Annotated in this window: 17 protein-coding genes, 2 tRNA genes and 1 other annotated feature; of the genes, 11 read left to right on the plus strand and 8 right to left on the minus strand. The window is 62.6% G+C overall.

Translation table 11 applies throughout. From position 1 onward, the window contains the following. The first annotated feature begins 113 nt into the window (after nt 1–113). The 3 genes from I6L36_RS19335 to I6L36_RS19345 are packed head-to-tail and all read left to right on the plus strand — an operon-like array spanning nt 114 to nt 3297. Nucleotides 114–956, plus strand: coding sequence for a MoxR family ATPase (locus I6L36_RS19335; protein WP_109112897.1), 843 nt, complete (start codon nt 114–116; stop codon nt 954–956). Further along, on the plus strand, nt 957–2120 hold the full coding sequence (locus I6L36_RS19340; protein ID WP_109112896.1) for a VWA domain-containing protein: 1164 nt from the start codon (nt 957–959) through the stop codon (nt 2118–2120). Nucleotides 2121–2175: 55 nt separating this feature from the next. Further along, nucleotides 2176–3297, plus strand: a complete 1122-nt coding sequence (locus I6L36_RS19345) for a beta-ketoacyl-ACP synthase III (RefSeq protein WP_039039348.1) — start codon at nt 2176–2178, stop codon at nt 3295–3297. Nucleotides 3298–3367: 70 nt separating this feature from the next. Here the strand turns inward: I6L36_RS19345 and tsaA are convergent, their stop codons facing one another. Then, nucleotides 3368–4072: a tRNA (N6-threonylcarbamoyladenosine(37)-N6)-methyltransferase TrmO gene (gene tsaA / locus I6L36_RS19350; protein WP_111736035.1), complete on the minus strand. Its 705-nt coding sequence runs from the start codon at nt 4070–4072 to the stop codon at nt 3368–3370. Nucleotides 4073–4388: 316 nt separating this feature from the next. Here tsaA and I6L36_RS19355 point away from each other — a divergent pair, with 316 nt between their 5' ends. Further along, the gene (locus I6L36_RS19355) at nt 4389–5384 is read left to right on the plus strand and encodes an NAD-dependent epimerase/dehydratase family protein (protein ID WP_104451713.1); all 996 of its coding nucleotides are present in this window, start codon (nt 4389–4391) and stop codon (nt 5382–5384) included. A gap of 71 nt (nt 5385–5455) precedes the next feature. Here I6L36_RS19355 and I6L36_RS19360 read toward each other — a convergent pair whose 3' ends face one another. The 4 genes from I6L36_RS19360 to cydD all read right to left on the minus strand — a co-directional run bounded on the left by I6L36_RS19360 (nt 5456) and on the right by cydD (nt 9844). Continuing rightward, nucleotides 5456–5842: a DUF488 domain-containing protein gene (locus I6L36_RS19360; RefSeq protein ID WP_039039351.1), complete on the minus strand. Its 387-nt coding sequence runs from the start codon at nt 5840–5842 to the stop codon at nt 5456–5458. Between the two features lie 8 nt (nt 5843–5850). Further along, the gene (rcsF, locus tag I6L36_RS19365) at nt 5851–6222 is read right to left on the minus strand and encodes an Rcs stress response system protein RcsF (protein WP_010673578.1); all 372 of its coding nucleotides are present in this window, start codon (nt 6220–6222) and stop codon (nt 5851–5853) included. Nucleotides 6223–6330: 108 nt separating this feature from the next. Next, nucleotides 6331–8076 (minus strand): cysteine/glutathione ABC transporter ATP-binding protein/permease CydC, encoded by a 1746-nt coding sequence (cydC, locus tag I6L36_RS19370; protein ID WP_119197426.1) that lies wholly within the window; start codon nt 8074–8076, stop codon nt 6331–6333. Beyond that, a complete protein-coding gene (cydD, locus tag I6L36_RS19375; protein ID WP_109112524.1) occupies nt 8069–9844 on the minus strand; it encodes a cysteine/glutathione ABC transporter permease/ATP-binding protein CydD in 1776 nt (591 codons plus the stop codon). The genes cydC and cydD overlap by 8 nt, the downstream gene beginning before the upstream one ends. 201 nt (nt 9845–10045) lie before the next feature. Between cydD and I6L36_RS19380 the strand changes: the two genes are divergently transcribed. Together I6L36_RS19380 and I6L36_RS19385 are read left to right on the plus strand one after the other, a co-directional pair. Then, nucleotides 10046–10119: transfer RNA gene (locus I6L36_RS19380), tRNA-Gly, on the plus strand. 94 nt (nt 10120–10213) lie between these two features. Then, nucleotides 10214–10288 (plus strand) — tRNA-Gly (locus tag I6L36_RS19385). 136 nt (nt 10289–10424) lie between these two features. Here the strand turns inward: I6L36_RS19385 and arcA are convergent. Next, nucleotides 10425–11144 (minus strand): two-component system response regulator ArcA, encoded by a 720-nt coding sequence (gene arcA, locus I6L36_RS19390; RefSeq protein WP_010673581.1) that lies wholly within the window; start codon nt 11142–11144, stop codon nt 10425–10427. Between the two features lie 385 nt (nt 11145–11529). Between arcA and I6L36_RS19395 the strand changes: the two genes are divergently transcribed. After that, a complete protein-coding gene (locus tag I6L36_RS19395; RefSeq protein ID WP_082180751.1) occupies nt 11530–11928 on the plus strand; it encodes a DUF3293 domain-containing protein in 399 nt (132 codons plus the stop codon). A 107-nt stretch (nt 11929–12035) separates the two neighbouring features. Further along, on the plus strand, nt 12036–12515 hold the full coding sequence (locus I6L36_RS19400) for a putative 4-hydroxy-4-methyl-2-oxoglutarate aldolase (protein ID WP_048208766.1): 480 nt from the start codon (nt 12036–12038) through the stop codon (nt 12513–12515). 3 nt (nt 12516–12518) lie between these two features. On the opposite strand, the gene I6L36_RS19405 is transcribed toward I6L36_RS19400, so the two are convergent. After that, entirely contained in the window at nt 12519–12995 is a 477-nt protein-coding gene (locus I6L36_RS19405) for a hypothetical protein (RefSeq protein WP_134997490.1), read from the minus strand. A 166-nt stretch (nt 12996–13161) separates the two neighbouring features. Between I6L36_RS19405 and I6L36_RS19410 the strand changes: the two genes are divergently transcribed. Next, nucleotides 13162–13551, plus strand: a complete 390-nt coding sequence (locus I6L36_RS19410; RefSeq protein ID WP_039039356.1) for an META domain-containing protein — start codon at nt 13162–13164, stop codon at nt 13549–13551. A gap of 102 nt (nt 13552–13653) precedes the next feature. Here I6L36_RS19410 and aceK read toward each other — a convergent pair whose 3' ends face one another. Further along, on the minus strand, nt 13654–15381 hold the full coding sequence (aceK, locus tag I6L36_RS19415; protein WP_104454506.1) for a bifunctional isocitrate dehydrogenase kinase/phosphatase: 1728 nt from the start codon (nt 15379–15381) through the stop codon (nt 13654–13656). A gap of 195 nt (nt 15382–15576) precedes the next feature. On the opposite strand from aceK, the gene I6L36_RS19420 reads away from it, so the two are divergent. Together I6L36_RS19420 and thrA are read left to right on the plus strand one after the other, a co-directional pair. After that, nucleotides 15577–16284 (plus strand): tRNA/rRNA methyltransferase, encoded by a 708-nt coding sequence (locus I6L36_RS19420; protein WP_010673587.1) that lies wholly within the window; start codon nt 15577–15579, stop codon nt 16282–16284. 72 nt (nt 16285–16356) lie between these two features. Beyond that, nucleotides 16357–16487: a sequence feature (Thr leader region), on the plus strand. Between the two features lie 57 nt (nt 16488–16544). After that, nucleotides 16545–19004 carry a bifunctional aspartate kinase/homoserine dehydrogenase I gene (gene thrA, locus I6L36_RS19425; RefSeq protein WP_104454504.1) on the plus strand — a complete coding sequence of 820 codons (2460 nt, stop codon included), beginning with the start codon at nt 16545–16547 and terminating at the stop codon, nt 19002–19004.

Below are 19004 nucleotides of genomic sequence, written 5' to 3' on the forward strand. Positions count from 1 at the left end.
TTCTGAATGAGAAGTGACGAATCGTTATAACAATATGTTATTACAACATATAGAACTTATTCTCTCTTGCCGAGGGGGCTCCCGCTGCCTGGGCATCCAATGGAAGGGATCTCATGGGATTTGCAGGAAGCGACCGCTATCTCGCATCACAGGCACTGAAGATGGCCGTCGATGCCGCCATCGTGCTGGAGAAGCCGCTGCTCATCAAGGGTGAACCCGGTACGGGCAAGACGGTGCTGGCGGAGGCGGTAGCCGAATCCCTGGGCGCCGAGCTCATCAGCTGGCACATCAAGTCCACCACCAAGGCCCAGCAGGGGCTCTACGAATACGATGCCGTCGCCCGGCTGCGAGACTCCCAGCTCGGTGACCCCAGGGTAGGGGAGATTGGCCACTACATCCGCCGGGGCAAGCTGTGGCAGGCCTTCAGCGCAGAGCGGCGGCCAGTGCTGCTCATCGATGAAATCGACAAGGCGGACATCGAGTTTCCCAACGATCTGCTGCTGGAGCTGGATCGGATGGAGTTCGATGTCTACGAGACCGGCGAGCGCGTGAAGGCGCGCCAGCGCCCCGTGGTCATCATCACCTCCAACAACGAAAAAGAGCTGCCGGACGCCTTCCTGCGCCGCTGTTTCTTCCACTACATCCGCTTTCCCGACAAGGCCGAGATGCAGGCCATCGTCAAGCTCCATTACCCCGACCTCAAGGAGCGGCTGCTGGACGAGGCAATGACGCTTTTCTTTGAGCTGCGTGCGGTAGAGGGGCTGCGCAAGAAGCCGTCCACCTCCGAGCTGCTGGACTGGATCCGGCTGCTTTTAGCCGACGACATCGCCCCCGAGGCCCTGCGCACCCGTGAGCCCGGCAAGCTGGTGCCCGCACTCTACGGTGCCCTGCTCAAGACGGAGCAGGACTTGCACCTCTTCGAGAAGCTCGCCTTCCTGGCGCGCCGCGGCGGCTGAATGCTCATCGACTTCTTCCTTCACCTGCGCCGCCACAAGCTTCCTTGCAGCCTGCGGGAGTTGCTCGACCTGCACGGGGCGCTGGCAGCCAGACTGGCCAGCCTCGACATGGACGAGTTTTACCAGCTATCCCGCTGCCTGCTGGTGAAGGATGAGGCGCACTACGATCGCTTCGATCGCGCCTTCGCCGAGTATTACGAAGGATTGGCCGCCATCCCCCTGTTGCCGGAGAGCCTGCCTGACGACTGGCTGCGCCAGGAGTTCGAGCGACTGTTAAGCCCGGAGGAGAAGGCGTTGCTCCAATCCCTTGGCGGGCTTGACCAGCTGCTTGCGACCCTCAACCAGCGGCTAAGCGAGCAGAAAGCGCGCCACGCCGGCGGCAACAAGTGGGTCGGCACCGGGGGCAGCAGCCCGTTCGGTCACGGCGGCTATCACCCGGAAGGGATCCGCATGGGGGGAGAGGGCCAGCACGGGCGGGCGACCAAGGTGTGGGAGGCGCGCCACTTTCGCAACTTCAGTGACGACTCGCCCCTGGGGCAGCGCGCCATCCAGCTCGCCCTGCGCAAGCTCAGGCGCTGGGTGCGCCGGGGCAATCCCGACGAGCTGGATCTCGACAACACCATCCAAAGCTCGGCCAGGCAAGGCTGGCTCGATGTGAAACTGCGGCCCGAGCGCCACAACGGGGTCAAACTGCTGGTCTTCTTCGACGTGGGGGGCTCCATGGATGCCCACGTGGCCGAGGTGCAGCGCCTCTTCTCGGCCCTGCGCCACGAGTTCAAGCACCTGGTGTTCTTTTATTTTCACAACTGCCTCTACGACTTCGTCTGGCAGGACAATGCCAGGCGCCATGATGATCGGTTCGATACCTTGCGGCTGCTGCGCACCTACGGCAGCGACTACAGGGTGATGGTGGTGGGGGATGCGAAGATGGGCCCCTATGAAATCACCTGGCCAGGCGGCAGCGTAGAGTACTGGAACGAGGAGCCCGGCCAGGTGTGGCTCGGGCGCCTGCAACAACATTTCCCCAAGATGGTGTGGGTCAATCCGCTGCCAAGGCAGGAGTGGCTGTGGCACCCCTCCATCAAGTTGATGAACGAATTGATCGGCGGGCGGATGCACCCGCTGACCCTGGCGGGTCTGGCTGCGGCCATCGACCAGCTGTGACCCTCTGAACCCTAAAAAACAGACAAGCCGGGATTGCACCCGGCCAGGAGCAAAGATGACCTCTATCGTAATCAGTGGCTCAGGCCTCTATACCCCTCCCTTTGCCGTCAGCAATGAAGCGCTGGTGGCGGCCTTCAACCAGTACGTGGATCTCTACAACGAGGAGAACGCCTCCGCCATCGATGCAGGGCAGCTGCCTGCCAAACAGCACTCGAGCTGCGAGTTCATCGAGAAGGCCTCCGGCATCAAGAGCCGCTATCTGGTGAGCAGCGAGGGGGTGCTGGATCCCGACATCATGCAGCCGCTCATGGCGGAGCGCCCGGACGATCAGCCTTCCATCATGGTGGAGATGGCGGTGGCGGCCGCCGAGCAGGCGCTGATCGCCGCCGGTCGTGAACCGGGGGAGATCGATCTTGTCATCGTCGCCGCCTCCAACATGCCGCGCCCCTACCCGGCGCTGGCCATCGAATTGCAGCACTATCTCGGCGCCAGCGGCCTGGCGTTCGACATGAACGTGGCCTGCTCTTCCGCCACCTTCGGGATCAAGACCGCCGCAGACATGCTGGCGGCAGGCACCGCCCGGCTGGCGCTGGTGGTCAATCCGGAGATCTGCTCGGGTCACCTCAACTTCCGCGATCGGGACAGTCACTTCATCTTCGGGGATGCCTGTACCGCCGTGCTGCTGGAGCGGGAGGCCGATTGCCAGGTGGCCAACCCCTGGCAACTGGTGGCCAGCAAGCTGGTGACCCAGTACTCCAACAACATCCGCAACAACTTCGGCTTCCTGAACCGGCTCAGCCCGCGCACCCGCTACGGCGACGACAAGCTGTTCCGCCAGCAGGGGCGCAAGGTGTTCAAGGAGGTGCTGCCCCTGGTGTGCGATCAGATAGCCTCCCAGCTGGCGGAGCAGGGATGGGCGGCCGATGGCTTGAGCCGGCTCTGGCTTCATCAGGCCAACCTCACTATGAACCAGTTCATCGGTCGCAAGTTGCTGGGCCATGACGCCAGCCAGCAGGAGGCGCCTGTCATCCTCGACCGCTACGGCAACACCAGCTCGGCGGGTTCCATCATCGCCTTCCACCTCTTCAACCAGGATCTGCCAAGCGGGGCTCGCGGGGTGCTCTGCTCCTTTGGGGCCGGTTACTCCATCGGCAGCCTGCTGCTGCAGCGGCGCTGAGCACCCTGTTTTGCCCATAAAAAAGCCACCCGGGAGGGTGGCTTTTTTCATGCTACCAGAGAGGCTTTTTTCAAGCGGGTTCGATGGCCAGTACCTGACATTGCGGTTCTTTTATCTGAAATCGCACGTTCACATCGAACAATCTGACACCGTACACCTTGTCATCCGGCTTGCCCTTCTTGTAAGCAGGGCGGGGATCCTGGGCCAGCACCTCCCTCACCAGTTCGCGCAGCTCCGGGTGGGCCTTGAGCCAGGGGGCGAGCTGCTGCTCGGCCTGGGCGCTGAAGCTCACCGCCAGCGGCGGGGTGGGGGCATCGGGGGCGAAACCGCCACGGGCGTGGGGCAGGCTGTCGGCATAGGGGACATAGGGCTTGATGTCGACGACGGGGGTGCCGTCGAGCAAGTCCACGGCGCCCAGCTCGAGCCAGAGCTTGCCGCGCTCACGTCCCACCCCGTGCAGTTCGACCACGGAGAGGCCAAGGGGGTTGGGGCGGAAGGTGGAGCGGGTGGCAAAGACCCCGACCCGCTCGTTGCCGCCGAGGCGCGGCGGGCGCACCGTCGGGTGCCAGCCCTGATCCATGGTCTGGTGAAACACGAAGCTGATCCAGAGATGGGAGAATTGCTCGATGCCGCGCAGCGCATCGGGCTGATCATAGGGAGGAAGCAGTTCGAGGCGGGCGCGAGCCGCGCTGACCAGACCGGGCTGGCGGGGTATGGCGAACTTCTCCTTGTAGGGAGAGCGGATGATCCCTAGGGTATCGATATCGAACTTCATGGCGGATCCTGGCTGAAAACCCGGGCAATGTAGCACAGGCACGCCGAAAACGCAGGGGGAGCACCAGGACGCAGCCCCTGTGATCCCGATCCCAGACCCGGTGCCCGGGGGCTGTGTCCTGGTGCCAACTTGCGTAGGGTGGGGCGGCAAAAGGGGTGGCGGGGGAGCGGGCAAGGAGCCTGCTGCCCGCACCATGACGATATGCCTGGCGGCATCAGGGCGTGCCTGGGACGTGTGCTCACCATGCCAGGCCATGGCCGTTTCGGCTGCCCGTGGAGGGGCTGCAAGGAGAGGGCGCCATAGAGGAGAGACAGGGATGAAATTGTTGATTATCGGCGGCACCGGCTTTCTGGGTCGCCACCTGACTACGCTGGCCCTGGATTGGGGGCACGAGGTGACGCTGTTCAATCGCGGCCACCGCCAGCACCCGGATTGGCGGGAGCTGACCCAGCTTCACGGGGACAGAGACGGGGACCTGGCCCCCTTGCGGGGCGAGGGGCGGCACTGGGATCTGGTCATCGACACCTGCTGCTATCGCCCCGAACAGGCCGAAGGACTCTCTGACGCTCTGCTGGGGCGCTGTGATCGGCTCATCTTCATCTCCACCATCAGTGTCTATCGCGATTTTTCCCAACCCGGCATGGATGAGTCGGCCCCCTTGCACGAGATGGCAGGAGCGCCCACCGACTACGGCCCCCTCAAGGTGCTGTGCGAGTCGGTGTATCGCGCCCGCTGGGGAGATCGCCTCTGCACCCTGCGCCCCGGCGTGCTCTGCGGCCCCTTTGACCCGACCGCTCGTCTTGCCTGGTGGGTGAGGCGGGTGCAGCGGGGCGGGCCCTGGCTCTTGCCGGGGCTGGGGGAGGACAGGCTGCAATACCTGGATGTGCGCGACTGCGCCGAGTTCGTGCTGCGGGCTGCCGAGCAGCGACTCGCTGGGTGCTTCAACCTGATCAAGCCCGGCATCGCACTGAACGACTGGGTGGAGCGTCTTGCTGCCCGGCTGACGCCAGCGACCCCCTTGCAGCTCGAGTGGGCTCCCTGGCGTGACCTGATGGCGGCAGGGGTGGCGCCCTGGCAAAGCTATCCCACGCTGCTGCCAAACGAGCTGCCCGAGTATGCTGGGTATGGCACCATCAGCGCCGAGGCCGCCATCGTCCATGGGCTGAACTTTCGCCCCCTGGAGGAGACGGTTGACGATTTGGTGGTATGGCTTGCCAGCAACCCCCGGGGGCCGCTGCCGGGCATGACCCATGATGAGGAACAGGCCTTGCGACGACGAGTGGAGGTTTCCTTGTCATCGAATGCGTACTAGCCGACATCATAAAGAAGAGGGCACCCCGGGGTGCCCTCTTCTCATGTGGGGTGTTCATCCATGACGGGCGCTCAGCGCAGCAATGCACCCGCGTCGGCCAGCAGGGTCCTCAGCACACTGCGATGGCAGCGGGACTCCTGTTCGCAGTAGCATCCCACCGAGAAATGGGTGGTGTGGGAGAGGGCGGCCAGCAGGGCCAGATCGTGCTTCGCGGCCGGGGCGGCCATCTCGGCCTTGTACTGCTTGCAGAAGGCGGTCCACCGGGCCGGGGTGTCGGCAGTCTGACCGAGTTTCATGGTCTCGGCGCTGGGGGCCAGATTGGGGAACCAGACGTCGTACCAATCCTGGCTGGCGAACGCCGCTTTGGGCACGCCGCGAGGGGGGCGACGCACGGTGCCGATGCGAAGCCCCTCATCCTCGAGGCGGGGGCTGCCGAGTCGCACGATGGCGATCGCCATGGCAGGACTTACTTCTCTTCGGCCACTTTCAGCGCCTGACCGTAGCAGATCACCTGCTTCAGGCAGCCGGGCACGTCGCTGAACTCGGCGCACTTGTCGAAGCTGACGCCGTTGCCCCCCATGTCCGCCACGCGGCGGCGGGCCAGGGTGCGGGCTTCACCGGCATTGGGCACCGCCTGGTTGGCATCGCTCTGGCAGGATTCCCCCTCGACGGTGCCGAGGTAGAGGTAGTTGAGGTCGGCGAGCTCGCTCTGCTCGTAGATCCGCACGCTCCCCGGCTTGAAGTACTCGTCGAAGTTTTCCTTGTCCAGATTGCTGTTGAAGGCGAAGTCGGCGCAACCGGAGGCAATCAGGGGCATCATCAGGATCAGGCGTTTCATATCGGCATCTTGTTGGGTGGCGAGTGGGCCATTATAGGGGGCAGTCGCCGATGGCGACCAGCCCCATTTTTAGCCATATCAATGGATTGTAGCGAGACGACTCCCGGATCAGGCGGGAGCCAGTCGCCGGTGCAGGCTGCGGTAGTGATCATCTTCCAGTAGCTCCTGGTGGGGGGCACACAGACGGATGCGACCCTCTTCCATCAGGGCTACCCTGTCCATCCGTTCCAGCCCCAGCAGGCGGTGGGAGATGAGAAGCTGGGTGCGATCCGCCCCCAGGGTCAGCAGCAGATCCATGATCTCCCGTTCGGTCTGGGTATCGAGCCCTTCGGTGGGCTCGTCCAGCAGCCAGAGCGGTGCATCGTGGAGCAGGGCGCGGGCGATGCCGATGCGGCGGCGCTCCCCGCCGGAGAGCGGACGCCCGCCATCCCCGAGCCAGGCATCCAGTCCCTGTTCGGCCTGCTCACCCTCATCGTGGAGCAGAGTTCCGAGCCCCACCTGGGTGAGCACCTCGATGAGCCGTTCGTCGCTGGCTCCGGGGGCGGCCAGGGTGAGGTTGCCACGCAGGGTATCGGCAAACAGGTGGACCCGCTGGCTCACCACGGAGCAGGAGGCGCGCAGCGCCTCTTCGCTGTAATCGGTGAGGGGCTTGCCATCGAGCAGGATCTCCCCCGATAGGGCCGTCCACTCCCGGGTCAGCAACCCCATCAGGGTGGACTTGCCACAGCCGGTCTGCCCCAGCAGCGCCAGCTTCTCCCCGGCATGCAGTTGCAGGGTGCACCCTTGCAGCACGGGAGCATCCTGGCCTGGATAGGTGAAATGCAGATCGCTTATCTGCACGGCACCCCGGGCAGCGGGGGCTTGCTGTGCTCCCCACTCCGGCGCCTTGGCCTCTTGCAGGATCTCGTTGAGACGGCGGGCGGAGGTGAGGCTGGTGGAGAGGTGCTGGAAGGCACCGGCCAGCGGCAGCAGCGCCTCGAAGCTCGCCAGGGTAGCGAACACCATGAGTGCCGTGATGGGGTCAGGGGCACTGCCACCGACGCCGTGACCGGCCAGCCAGAGCATCAGGGTCAGAGTCCAGCCGCTCAGCAACTGCACCGAGAAGGCGGCCAGGCCGCTGACGCGGGCCATGCGGGCCTGGGCCCGGATCAGGGCCTGCTCCGCCTGCTGCAATCCGGTGAGCGCCTCGGGAGCGGCGGCGAACATCTGCAGTTCGGCTTGGCCGTCCAGATAGTCCACTATGCGGGTACGCAGGTTGGACTTCTCGGCGATGAGCTGGCGGCCCGGCGCGCGCCCGGCAAAATAGAAGACCAGGGGCAAGGCCAGCATGCCAAAGAGCAGAATGGCTCCCAGCGTCAGCGCCAGGCGACCATCGAAGAAGGAGAGGAAGAAGACCAGCCCGGCGCAGCTCAGCAGCGCCGCCCCAATGGGGGTGATGAGGCGCAGATAGACGTGATCCATGGCATCGATGTCGGCCACCAGACGGTTGAGCAGGTCAGCCTGGCGAAAACCGGCAAGGGAGCCGGGGGAGAGAGGGGAGAGCTTTTGCCAGAACCAGACCCGCAGCCGGGTCAGCACCCGGAAGGTGGCGTCGTGGCTCACGACCCGTTCGCCCCAGCGACTGGCGGTGCGCACGATGGAGAAGAAACGCACGCCCCCCGCAGGGGTCATGTAGTTGAAGGTGTCTCGGGTGGCGACCGCCAGCCCGGCGACGGCGGCGGCGGAGAGGAACCAGCCGGAGAGGGAGAGCAGGCCCATGCCGGCCACCAGGGTGACCAGGGCCAGCAGCATGCCGATGGAGAGGCTGAGCCAGTGCTGGCGATAAAGGCGCAGGAACGGCAATAGATCAGTCATCGAGAGAGTCTCCGAAACCTTGGGATTGCGACAGGAGGCGGGCGAAGGGGCCCTGGGCCTCGCCGAGTGCGGCAAAACGTCCCTGCTCCACCAGCTTGCCGTGCGCCAGCACCAGGATGTTGTCCATCTGGCTGAGCTGATCGAGGCGGTGGGTGATCATCAGCAGGGTCTGACCTTGTGCGACCTGTTCGAGGGCGCTCATGACGGCCCGCTCAGAATGGCGATCCAGGCTGGCAGTGGGTTCATCCAGCACCATCATCTGGGTCGTCTTGAGCAGGGTGCGGGCAAGGGCGATGCGCTGGGCCTGGCCGACGGAGAGGCCGCCCGCCTGATCCCCGACCCGATAGTCCAGCCCTTTCTCATTGACGAACTCCCAGGCCTGGGCGCGCTTGAGCGCGGCTTCCAGCTCGGCGTCGCTGGCGGATGGTCTGGCCAGCAGCAGGTTGTCCCGCAGGGAGCTGTGGAAGAGTTGGGGATTCTGGGAGAGCCAGCCTAGCTGCTGGCGCCACTGGCTGATGTCCAGGGTACGAAGCTCCACTCCGTTGACGCACAGGGAACCGCGATAGGGGGCAAAACCGAGCAGGGCATTGACCAGGGAGCTCTTGCCCGCGCCGCTGATGCCGACCAGGGCGGTGCGCGTGCCGGCTTCCAACGTGAAATCGAGGGGACCGACCAGCACCTTGCCCTCGGCGCTCAGCACTTCCAGGCTGCGGGCTTCTACCTTGACGGGGCCATCCGCATGGAAGGGGAGCGTCCCGGAGGCGGGTTCGCTCACGTCGGCCTCGAGAAATTCCAGCAGTTGTTCGGCGGCGCCAATGGCCTGTGCCTTGGCGTGATAGTGGGCACCGAGTTCCCGCAGCGGCGCGTAGAACTCGGGGGCGAGGAAGAGCACGAACAGGCCGGTAAAGAGGGTGACCTTGACGCCATAGCTGCCAAAGTTGAGGTGATCGATGTAGGAGAAACCGAAGTAGACGGCCACCAGGGCCACCGCGATGGCGGCGAAGAACTCCAGCACGGCCGTGCTCAGGAAGGCGAGGCGCAGCACCTCCATGGTGCGCTCGCGAAAATCTTCCGATGCATCGCGGATGGCCTCCCCTTCCGCCCGGGTACGCATGAAAAGCTGCAGGGTGCGCAGCCCCTTGAGGCGATCGAGGAAGTGGCCTGAGAGGCGCGCCAGCGACTGGAAGTTGCGGCGGTTGGCATCGGCGGCGCCCACTCCCACCAGGATCATGAAGAGAGGAATGAGGGGGGCCGTGCCGAGCAGAATGAGGCCCGCTGCCCAGTTGACCGGGAACACGGAGACCAGGATCACCAGGGGAATAAAGACGGCGATGGCCATCTGGGGCAGATAACGGGAGAAGAAGTCCTGCATCTCTTCGATCTGCTCGAGCAGCAGGCTGGCCCAGCTACCGGCGGGGCGACGCTGGATATAGGCAGGGCCGAGCCTGGCGAGGCGGGTGAGCACCAGCTCGCGGATGGCCTGGCGCACCGCACTGCCCGCCTTGAAACTCGCCACCTCGCGGCCATAGGCCAGGGCCGCCTTGGTCAGGGTCACCAGCAACAGACTGATGAAGAGGGGGGCGGAGTGCTCCGGCGTGGTGCCTTCGATGATGAAACCGTGCAGCAGGGTCGCCAGCAACCAAGCCTGCATCACCATCAGGACGCCCTGACCCAGCCCGAAGGCGATGGAGATGCCGATCCAGCGCCGACCATGGCCCGATTGTTTGCGCAACCAGCCATAGAGATGTTTCTGTCTGTTCTTGTCCATTACCACCCTCCTCAAACGAGTGGCGCAAGACTATCGTCGCCCCCACGGCTTGGCAACCTTGCAGAACCGGGCGGATGAACATCATTGTGTGAAAAATCGGCTTCATGCTCATTAGTTGGCCGAACAGCTTGATTTATGGCAAAAAATGCGAGGTCGGTGATTGCGCTCGGCGGCAAAATGCATATAGTAGAGGCCACTGACGCGGGTGTAGTTCAATGGTAGAACGGTAGCTTCCCAAGCTGCATACGTGGGTTCGATTCCCATCACCCGCTCCACATTCCAGATAGCGGCACGCGCCGTTGTCCATATCAGCCAGATGGCTGTCTGTCGTGGGGATTCCCCATCACACCGAGCACGTTTTGATGCCTAGCGGGCATCGTATAATGGCTATTACCTCAGCCTTCCAAGCTGATGATGCGGGTTCGATTCCCGCTGCCCGCTCCAGTCTTCACACAAAAAGCCCACTCCTGCGAGTGGGCTTTTTGTTATGCATTTTTTGAGGGGGCAAGTTGCCTGGGGCGAGCCTTGCAGACATGGAAAAGGCGCCACAGGGCGCCTTTTCAACTCGGGAGTGGGAGAATTACTCCTGCTCCAGCTCGCCGCAGAAGCGATAGCCTTCGCCATGGATGGTGGCGATGATCTCAGGGGTGTCGCCCACGCTCTCGAAGTGCTTGCGAATACGGCGGATGGTCACGTCCACGGTGCGGTCGTGGGGCTTGAGTTCGCGGCCCGTCATCTTCTTGAGCAGCTCGGCACGGGTCTGGATCTGGCCCGGGTTCTCGCAGAAATGCAGCATGGCACGGAACTCGGAGCGGGGCAGCTTGAACATGTCCCCTGCCGGGCTGACCAGGGCGCGGCTGTTGATGTCCAGAGCCCAGCCATTGAACAGATAACGCTCTACCAGCTTCTTCTCTTCGCCACCGGCGGCCACGTTCATGGTGCGGCTCAGCAGGTTGCGGGCACGGATGGTCAGTTCACGGGGATTGAACGGCTTGGTGATGTAGTCATCTGCGCCGATCTCCAGCCCCAGGATCTTGTCCACTTCGTTGTCGCGACCGGTCAGGAACATCAGGGCGATGTTGTCATCTTCACGCAGCTCGCGCGCCAGCAGCAGGCCGTTCTTGCCCGGCAGGTTGATGTCCATGATCACCAGGTTGATGGTGTGGCTGGTCAGGGCCTGGTGCATCTCGTCACCGTTGTTGGCTTCCAGCACGATGTAGCCTTCGGCTTCGAAGATGCTCTTGAGGGTGTTGCGGGTGACCAGCTCGTCTTCGACGATCAGAATATGTGGTGTTTGCATGAGTATTCCCAGATTCTTATCAGTTAATTATCGAAATTTTAACACTCTTTGGCGTTATCCGACCGGTCCTGAAAATTTATTACGTCATCCTGGGTATGAATATCAGGTCGAATCATCGCGAATTTGGTAACTATGTCGGCAAGCATCCCTGTGCCGTACATGGGCTCTCAACAAGTCTGAACAAGAGAAGCCCGGAGAGGTAGTCCATTACAAAAGTTGCTGCATTTTATCAGTTAACAGGCGCATAACAACACTCTTTGCCGTCAGATAGCAACTTTTTAACTCAGCTTTGATATAAGTCAATCCCCGAGTTCGCTGCATCATACTTGGGCTGACCCGCTTTTTCGCCCTTAATAAATGTAATGGGATGTAACATGTGGTTGACATGACTTTGTGGGAAAACTACAGAAAAGTGTGCTTCATCGCCCCCTTTGCGCCTCCCAGCTGCCCAGCCTATGCCATTGTCACGGCCTGGAACCCGGCCAGCCGGTGGGTGGGGCTGCGCCGCAATGCCCGTCGCCAGCGAGCCCTTGTCCGGCAAGTGGGCGAGTGTCCCGTCATGGGAGAGGTCTGGGGGAGCGATGAGGATGAGCGCTGGCAGGAGGCGTCGCTGTTGTTGCCGCTTTCGCTGCCAGAGGCGATCCGGCTGGCCGCCCGATTTGGCCAGAATGCCCTCTATTGGGTGCGTGAAGGAGAGCTCTGGCTGGTGCCCGTGTTGCTGGAAGGGCCGCCCTGTCATCTGGGGGCGCTTGCGTCCCGCTGGCGGCTCAGGCCTTCGGGCTGACATGGCCCCCCGCCATCCGCACAGGGCACCCGGCCGGTGGATTGTCAGCGCCCCGACATGATGAAAGAATGAGCGGACACATTTCACTCCATGGAAGGATGATGATCATGCTGGACCTGCTGCCCGACCTTTGCGATGAACATGGCGACGCCCTTAGGATCGCTGACCCCCTGTTTCAGGACTATGGCGGCAAGGCGCTGTTTTACGGCGAGGCCGTGACCCTCTCCTGCTTTGAAGACAACAGCCTGGTGCGTGATCTGGTCAATCGTCCCGGCCATGGCAAGGTAATGGTGATCGACGGGGGCGGCTCCCTGCGTCGGGCGCTGCTCGGGGATCAGCTGGCCATCAAGGCGGTGGAGCAGGGGTGGGAGGGGATCCTCATCAACGGGGCCGTGCGGGATGTGGGGACGCTGGCGACCCTGGCGCTGGGGGTCAAGGCCCTGGCCCCCTGCCCGGTCAAGACAGAGAAACGGGGTCTGGGGACGCTGGACACCGTGGTCTCTTTTGCCGGTGTGACCATAGCGCCCGGCGACTATGTCTACGCCGACCTCAACGGTGTGCTGGTGAGCGGCGCCAGGCTCCTCTGAACCTCAGAAGTTGAAGCCCACGCCCAGAGTGAGAAAGTGTTCCGTGCTGAAGGCACTGAGTCCGTAGTTGGCGGTCAGCGCGAGCTGGGGCGTCAGCAGCAGGCTGCTGTTGAGCTCAACCAGGGTGCTGGCCTTGCTCACCTCCAGTTGCTTGAGCTGGCTGCCGATGTTGAGTGACGGGGAGAGGCGATAGCGCACCCCAGAGCTGATATTGAACCCGGCCTGCCCGCTTTGGGGACCGATGGCGGGGCCGGCCTCCATGTAGAGGCTGATGTCATCCTGAAGCGGGTATTGGTAGCCGGTATTGATGAGCCAGAGGTCGAAGTTGTCGCCAAGATGGCTCTGGTTGCCGAGCAGTACGCCGGAATAGCTTTTGACGTAGAGCGGGTTGTCCGATTCGGTCTGGAGAAAACTCCAGTCGGCGGCCTGAGCCGAAAAGACGAGGCTGGATGCCATGGCGATGACGAGAGACTTGACCATTCGTTTCCCCTCCCTGGGTCCGAACAGGACTACAAGCATGGCACATGCCAGCGGGGAGTAAAGGGAACCCCGATCACAATGAAAGAGTTTTGATTGACGCCGCAGTCATGGTACACAGGCCCCTCACTCCGTGTCGTTACGACACGCTCCATCACGAGGTGAACTGATGAACAACAAACTGATCCTGCTGGCCGCTCTGGCCCTGGGAGGCTGCGCCATGACTACGGGTTCCACGCTGGCACAATTGCAGGCATCGACCTGGCAACTGCAAGGAGCGAGCGGTGATACCTTCACCCTGCAGGTCGCCGGTGACAAGGTGGCGGGCAAGGGCGGCTGCAACCGCTACTTTGGCGGCATCACAGAGCAGGGTGACGGCGTGCTGACGCTGGGCGCCATGGGTTCGACGCGCATGATGTGTGCGGGGGATCTGGCCGGCAAGGAGATGAACTACCTGCAGACCCTGGAGAAGGTGGCGAGCTTCCAGATCAGCGGCAAACAGCTGGTACTCAAGGATGCCGACAAGGCCACCTTGCTGACCTTTGACGCCGTGAAATAAGCCGGGATCTCGTCAAAGGCTGTCGCAGGTGACCCCTGCGCCAGCGTGCAGGAGAATGTGAAAAGGGACGCCATGGCGTCCCTTTTTGTGCTTGATGCCGGGTCATCCCCCTCGCTGGAAGCGAAACCGCTTCTTGCGCCGGTAGGGATAGACATCCTCGAACATCCCCTCCTTGATGTTGCTCTGCAGCATCTTCCAGTAGTTGGCGTCGAAGAGCTCCTTGTGCAACTGCATCATGATCTCCCGCACCTGGGGTTTTTGCAGCAGGAAGGTGGCGAACTCCTCCGGGAAGATGTCGTTGGGTGCCACCGAATACCAGGGTTCGGCGCTCCACTCGTCCTCCGGGTAGCGCGGCGGCGGGATCTGGCGGAAGTTGCACTCCGTCATATAGCAGATCTCGTCGTAGTCGTAGAAGACCACCCTGCCGTGGCGAGTCACCCCGAAGTTCTTGAACAGCATGTCGCCGGGGAAGATGTTGGCCGCCGCGAGCTGGCGGATGGCGTTGCCGTACTCCTCCAGGGCGAGGCGGGTCTGCTGTTCGTCCGCCTGATCCAGATAGAGGTTCAGGGGGATCATCTTGCGCTCGGTGTAGAGGTGTTTGATCACCAGCTTGTCGGCGGTGAGGGTAAGCGCAGAAGGCGCCACCGCCTTGAGCTCGGCCAACAGCTCCGGCGAGATGCGATCGAGGGGAAACTCGAAGTTGGTGAACTCCTGGGTATCTGCCATGCGGCCCACTCTATCATGCTGTTTTACCAGCCGGTATTTCTCCTTCACCTGCTCGTGGCTCACCTCCTTGGGCGGGGTGAACTCGTCTTTTATCACCTTGAACACCACATCGTAGGAGGGGAGGGTGAACACGCTCATCACCATCCCCTTGATGCCGGGCGCAATGACGAACTGCTCCCGGCTCTGGGCCAGGTGCTGCTGGTAGTGACGATAGAGCTCGGTCTTGCCGTGTTTCTGGCAGCCGATGGCGTTGTAGATTTCATAGTCCGGCTTGCGGGGCATGATCTGGCGAAGGAAGGCCACAAAGAGCGCCGGCACTGGGGCATAGACCATGAAGTAGGCGCGGGCGAAGCCGAACACGATGGAAGCCAGCTCCGGCTCGAAGATGACGGTGTCCACATAGATGCTCTGACCGGTGCTGAGCAGGGGCAGGATGAAGGGGTAGACTTCTCCCTTCACCCGGATGAGCCCCACCAGATAGGCTCCCTTGTTGCGATAGAACACCTCCCTGAGCAGCTCGATGGCGAAGGGCTCCTCGTGCAGGATGGCCGGGCCGCTCTCTGCCAGATGGCGGTGGATGTCCATGATGTCACGCTGCTTGTCTTCGAAAGGGAGGGTGAAGCTGTAATCCCCGAGCAGCTGGCTCAGGGTCTGGGGCAGGTGGGAGAGATCGGTGCGATAGATACGCAGCAAGGATCCCAGATCAGGCTTGTCGCCCCGGCTCACGAAGGGGTGGATATAAAGGTTCTCGTCGCGGATGTTGCGATGGCGGAAGATGCGGCGATAGACGGAATTGAAGAAGGACTCCGCCACCTCGAAGTTCTCGCAGCGGGGCAGGAGATCGCTGAAGGCGCCTTTCACCTGCTTGAGCAGGGCCTGGGTCGGCAGCTGCTCCCCCATCATCTGTTTGATCTGCGCCGTGGTGGCGCCGACATGGTGATCATAGAGGCGGATGCGCTCTCGACCGGCGAGCTGCACCCCCAGCCAGTCGCTGTTCTCGAAACGGCTCTTGCTGCCCTGGGTTATCTCGAGAAAGCGGCTGTAAAACGACTCAAAACGTTGCAGGATCGTCTCGGCGACCGCCTGCTCCAATGGCTGCTGCATCTCTCTCTTCCTTGTGATCTGTCGGGCCCATGGCGTCAGTGCCCTGAGGCGGCGGACTCGCGTCCAAGGCCACTATGGCAACATCCAAACATCTGTTCAAGTGGCAATATTTCGGGATAAACGGTAGATTGCGCCCCTGTTTTGCCGACGGTTCGCCGCAGTTCGCGGCGTCGGCCCCATCCTGGAGAGAACCCGATGAAACTCTATTTTGTGCTGGTGTCGCCCGCCCGTGCCGCCAACGTGGGGGCTGCTGCCCGCGCCATGAAGACCATGGGCTTCGATGCCATGCGACTGGTGGGGAGCCGGGTGCACGAAGAGGAGGAGGCGAGCTGGGTTGCCCACGGGGCGCAGGAGATCCTGACGGATGCGCAAGCCTTCGACACCCTGGAAGAGGCCCTGGCGGACATGGATTTGGTGGTCGCCACCACCGCCCGGCAGCGCGGCCGCTACCAGCACTACCTCACCCCGGCGGACATTCGCGACCAGGTCCGGGCCAAGCCCTCCCTCGAGAAGGTGGCCATCGTGTTTGGCTGCGAGGAGTCCGGACTCTCCAACGAACAGCTCGCCCAGGTGGATCTCATCAGCTACCTGCCTCTCAAGGTCTCATACCCGTCCCTGAACCTGGGTCAGGCGATCATGCTGTATGCCTATGAGCTGAGTCCGCTGCTCGATGACCAGAAAGTGAGCGACGAGCAGGACGTAGCAGAAAATTTCGAGAGTGCCGGGCAGGTTCGCGTGCTGAAATCAAAAACAGCAGAATTGCTTGGTGAACTCGGAGTTTCGCAGGATGAAAAACTGCATCAATGGGTGATGGACCGAGTGCCCATGCTGCCGCAGCGGGATCTCAATATGCTCCATCTGCTCTGCAAAGACCTTGCCCGCAAGTTTGGCAAGGAGGTTTAGGTTGACAGCCCCTCGCCGGGCGCGGTATTGCTAACAACCAGATTCGTTCAAGAGTGTTCGTCATGCAGCTATTCACCAACATCATCACCACCACCATTATTACCGGTACCACCACAGGTGGCACTGGGGCCGGTTGATGCGCTGACGAACAAGCACAGAAATCAGAAAAAGGCCCGTACCCACCCAGTACGGGCCTTTTTTGTTGGATTGTTTTTAGACCTATTAGCAGATCAATTTGCAGGGAATACAGGGAGATAGCGATGAGAGTGTTGAAATTTGGCGGGTCGTCACTGGCCGACGCAGAGCGTTTCTTGCGGGTTGCCGATATCGCGGTGAATACCCATGGCCAATCCCAGGTGGCCCTGGTGCTGTCGGCACCGGCCAAGGTGACCAATCACCTGGTCGCCCTGGTGGAACAGACCAGTCGCGGCATGGATGCAAGCAGTACCCTGTTCGAGATCAACGGCATCTTCTCCCGCCTGCTGGCCGGCTTGAAGGCCGCCTATCCCGCGCTGGATGACAAGGCGCTGCAGGCCCGTCTCACCGCCGAGCTGGATCAGGTCGAGCGGCTGATGCAGGGTATCCGTTTGCTGGGGCTGTGCCCGGACAACGTCCAGGCCCGCATCCTGAGCCGTGGCGAGAACCTCTCCATCGCCTTCATGCACGAGCTCTTGCGGGTGCGCGGCCTCGAGCTGGATCTCATCGTGCCCGAGCAGTTGCTGGTCACCGATGGCGGCTACCTCGAAGCCCATGTGGACATCGAAGCCTCCCGGGTGCGCTTCGCCGCCAAGGGCCTGCGCTCTGACTGTCTCTACCTGATGCCGGGCTTCACCGGTGGCAGCGACAAGGGCGAGACCGTGCTGCTGGGCCGCAACGGCTCCGACTATTCCGCCGCCGTCTTGGCCGCCTGCGTCGATGCCGAGTGCTGCGAGATCTGGACCGACGTGGAGGGCTGCTACAACTGCGACCCGCGCCTGGTCCCGGACGCCTACCTGCTCAAAACCCTCTCCTATAAAGAGGCGATGGAGCTCTCCTACTTCGGTGCCAAGGTGCTGCACCCGAAGACCATCGCCCCCGTGGCCCAGTTCCACATCCCCTGCCTCATCAAGAACAGCTTCAACCCTCAGGGTCCGGGTACCCTCATCGGGGTCGATCAGGGGGATGACGATCTGAAGGTGAAGGCCATCTCGGATCTCTCCGGCATGTGCATGTTCAACGTCTCCGGTCCCGGCATGAAGGGCATGGTGGGCATGGCCGGTCGCATCTTCTCCGCCGTCTCCCGCGCCGGGGTCAGCATCGTGCTGATCACCCAGTCGTCCTCCGAGTACAGCGTCAGCTTCTGTATCCACAGCTACGACAGCGACAAGACCCGCAAGGTGCTGGAGCGCGAGTTCGAGCTGGAGTTCAAGAACCAGTTGCTGGACCCGCTCGAGATCATGACCGATCTGGCCATCATCTCCCTCATCGGCGATGGCATGCGCACCTCCAAGGGGATGGCGGCGCGCTTCTTCACCTCCCTGGCCCAGGCCTCCATCAACATCGTCGCCATCGCGCAAGGGTCGAGCGAGCGCTCCATCTCCGCAGTCGTGCGCTCCGGCAAGGTGGCGGAAGCCATCAAGGCGTGCCACCAGAACTTCTTTGGCAGCCAGCAGTTCATCGATCTCTTCGTGGTCGGGGTGGGCGGCGTCGGTGCAGCCCTGGTGGATCAGATTGCCCGCCAGCAGCCGGTACTGGCCGAGCAGGGCACCGGCCTGCGAGTAGTGGGCATCGCCAACAGCCGCCAGATGGCGGTCAACAAGGACGGTCTGGCCCTCGCCAACTGGCGTGAACAGCTGGTGGAAGCACAAGGCAGTTTCAGCCTGGAGGCGGTGAAGAAGCTGGTGGAAGAGAGCCACCTCATCAACCCGGTGATTGTCGATTGCACCTCGAGCGAAGCCGTGGCCGTCCAGTACGCCGATTTCCTCGGGGCCGGTTTCCACGTGGTCACCCCGAACAAGAAGGCCAACACCGGGTCGCTCGATTACTACAAGGCGCTGCGTCGCACCGCCCGCCAGACCCGTCGCAAGTTCCTGTACGAGACCAACGTGGGCGCGGGCCTGCCGGTCATCGAGAACCTGCAAAACCTCATCAAGGCCGGTGACAAGCTGCGCGCCTTCGACGGCATCCTGTCCGGGTCGCTCTCCTTCATCTTCGGCAAGCTGGATGAGGGGATGGCCTTCTCTGAGGCTACCCAGATCGCCCGCGGCAACGGCTTCACCGAGCCGGATCCCCGCGATGACCTGAACGGCATGGACGTGGCTCGCAAGCTCCTGATCCTGGCCCGCGAGGCCGGCATGGCGCTGGAGCTCTCCGATGTGGAGGTGGAGCAGGCACTGCCGCCGGGCTTTGACGTGAGCGGCGACGTGGAAGCCTTCATGGCCCGCCTGCCCGAGGCCGACGGCTGGTTCCGCGACCAGTTCGCGGCGGCCCAGCGTGAAGGCAAGGTGCTGCGTTACGTCGGCTCCATCGAGGGTGGCAAGTGCAAGGTGGCCATCAAGGCGGTGGGTGGCGACGAGCCCCTGTTCAAGGTAAAAGACGGGGAGAACGCGCTCGCCTTCTTCTCCACCTATTACCAGCCCATCCCCCTGGTACTGCGCGGCTATGGCGCAGGGACCGAAGTGACCGCCGCCGGTGTCTTCGCCGACGTGCTGCGCACCCAGAACTGGAAGCAGGAGCTGTAA

The sequence above is a fragment of the Aeromonas sp. FDAARGOS 1406 genome, assembly GCF_019048565.1.
GTDB classification, from domain to species: Bacteria; Pseudomonadota; Gammaproteobacteria; order Enterobacterales; family Aeromonadaceae; genus Aeromonas; species Aeromonas caviae.

Excerpts from the sequence above, each read along its gene's own strand:
- I6L36_RS19335 (WP_109112897.1), top strand. The coding sequence starts at position 114 with ATGGGATTTGCAGGAAGCGACCGCTATCTCGCATCACAGGCACTGAAG.
- I6L36_RS19340 (WP_109112896.1), top strand. The coding sequence starts at position 957 with ATGCTCATCGACTTCTTCCTTCACCTGCGCCGCCACAAGCTTCCTTGC.
- I6L36_RS19345 (WP_039039348.1), top strand. The coding sequence starts at position 2,176 with ATGACCTCTATCGTAATCAGTGGCTCAGGCCTCTATACCCCTCCCTTT.
- tsaA (WP_111736035.1), bottom strand. The coding sequence starts at position 4,072 with ATGAAGTTCGATATCGATACCCTAGGGATCATCCGCTCTCCCTACAAG.
- I6L36_RS19355 (WP_104451713.1), top strand. The coding sequence starts at position 4,389 with ATGAAATTGTTGATTATCGGCGGCACCGGCTTTCTGGGTCGCCACCTG.
- I6L36_RS19360 (WP_039039351.1), bottom strand. The coding sequence starts at position 5,842 with ATGGCGATCGCCATCGTGCGACTCGGCAGCCCCCGCCTCGAGGATGAG.
- rcsF (WP_010673578.1), bottom strand. The coding sequence starts at position 6,222 with ATGAAACGCCTGATCCTGATGATGCCCCTGATTGCCTCCGGTTGCGCC.
- cydC (WP_119197426.1), bottom strand. The coding sequence starts at position 8,076 with ATGACTGATCTATTGCCGTTCCTGCGCCTTTATCGCCAGCACTGGCTC.
- cydD (WP_109112524.1), bottom strand. The coding sequence starts at position 9,844 with ATGGACAAGAACAGACAGAAACATCTCTATGGCTGGTTGCGCAAACAA.
- arcA (WP_010673581.1), bottom strand. The coding sequence starts at position 11,144 with ATGCAAACACCACATATTCTGATCGTCGAAGACGAGCTGGTCACCCGC.
- I6L36_RS19395 (WP_082180751.1), top strand. The coding sequence starts at position 11,530 with ATGACTTTGTGGGAAAACTACAGAAAAGTGTGCTTCATCGCCCCCTTT.
- I6L36_RS19400 (WP_048208766.1), top strand. The coding sequence starts at position 12,036 with ATGCTGGACCTGCTGCCCGACCTTTGCGATGAACATGGCGACGCCCTT.
- I6L36_RS19405 (WP_134997490.1), bottom strand. The coding sequence starts at position 12,995 with ATGGTCAAGTCTCTCGTCATCGCCATGGCATCCAGCCTCGTCTTTTCG.
- I6L36_RS19410 (WP_039039356.1), top strand. The coding sequence starts at position 13,162 with ATGAACAACAAACTGATCCTGCTGGCCGCTCTGGCCCTGGGAGGCTGC.
- aceK (WP_104454506.1), bottom strand. The coding sequence starts at position 15,381 with ATGCAGCAGCCATTGGAGCAGGCGGTCGCCGAGACGATCCTGCAACGT.
- I6L36_RS19420 (WP_010673587.1), top strand. The coding sequence starts at position 15,577 with ATGAAACTCTATTTTGTGCTGGTGTCGCCCGCCCGTGCCGCCAACGTG.
- thrA (WP_104454504.1), top strand. The coding sequence starts at position 16,545 with ATGAGAGTGTTGAAATTTGGCGGGTCGTCACTGGCCGACGCAGAGCGT.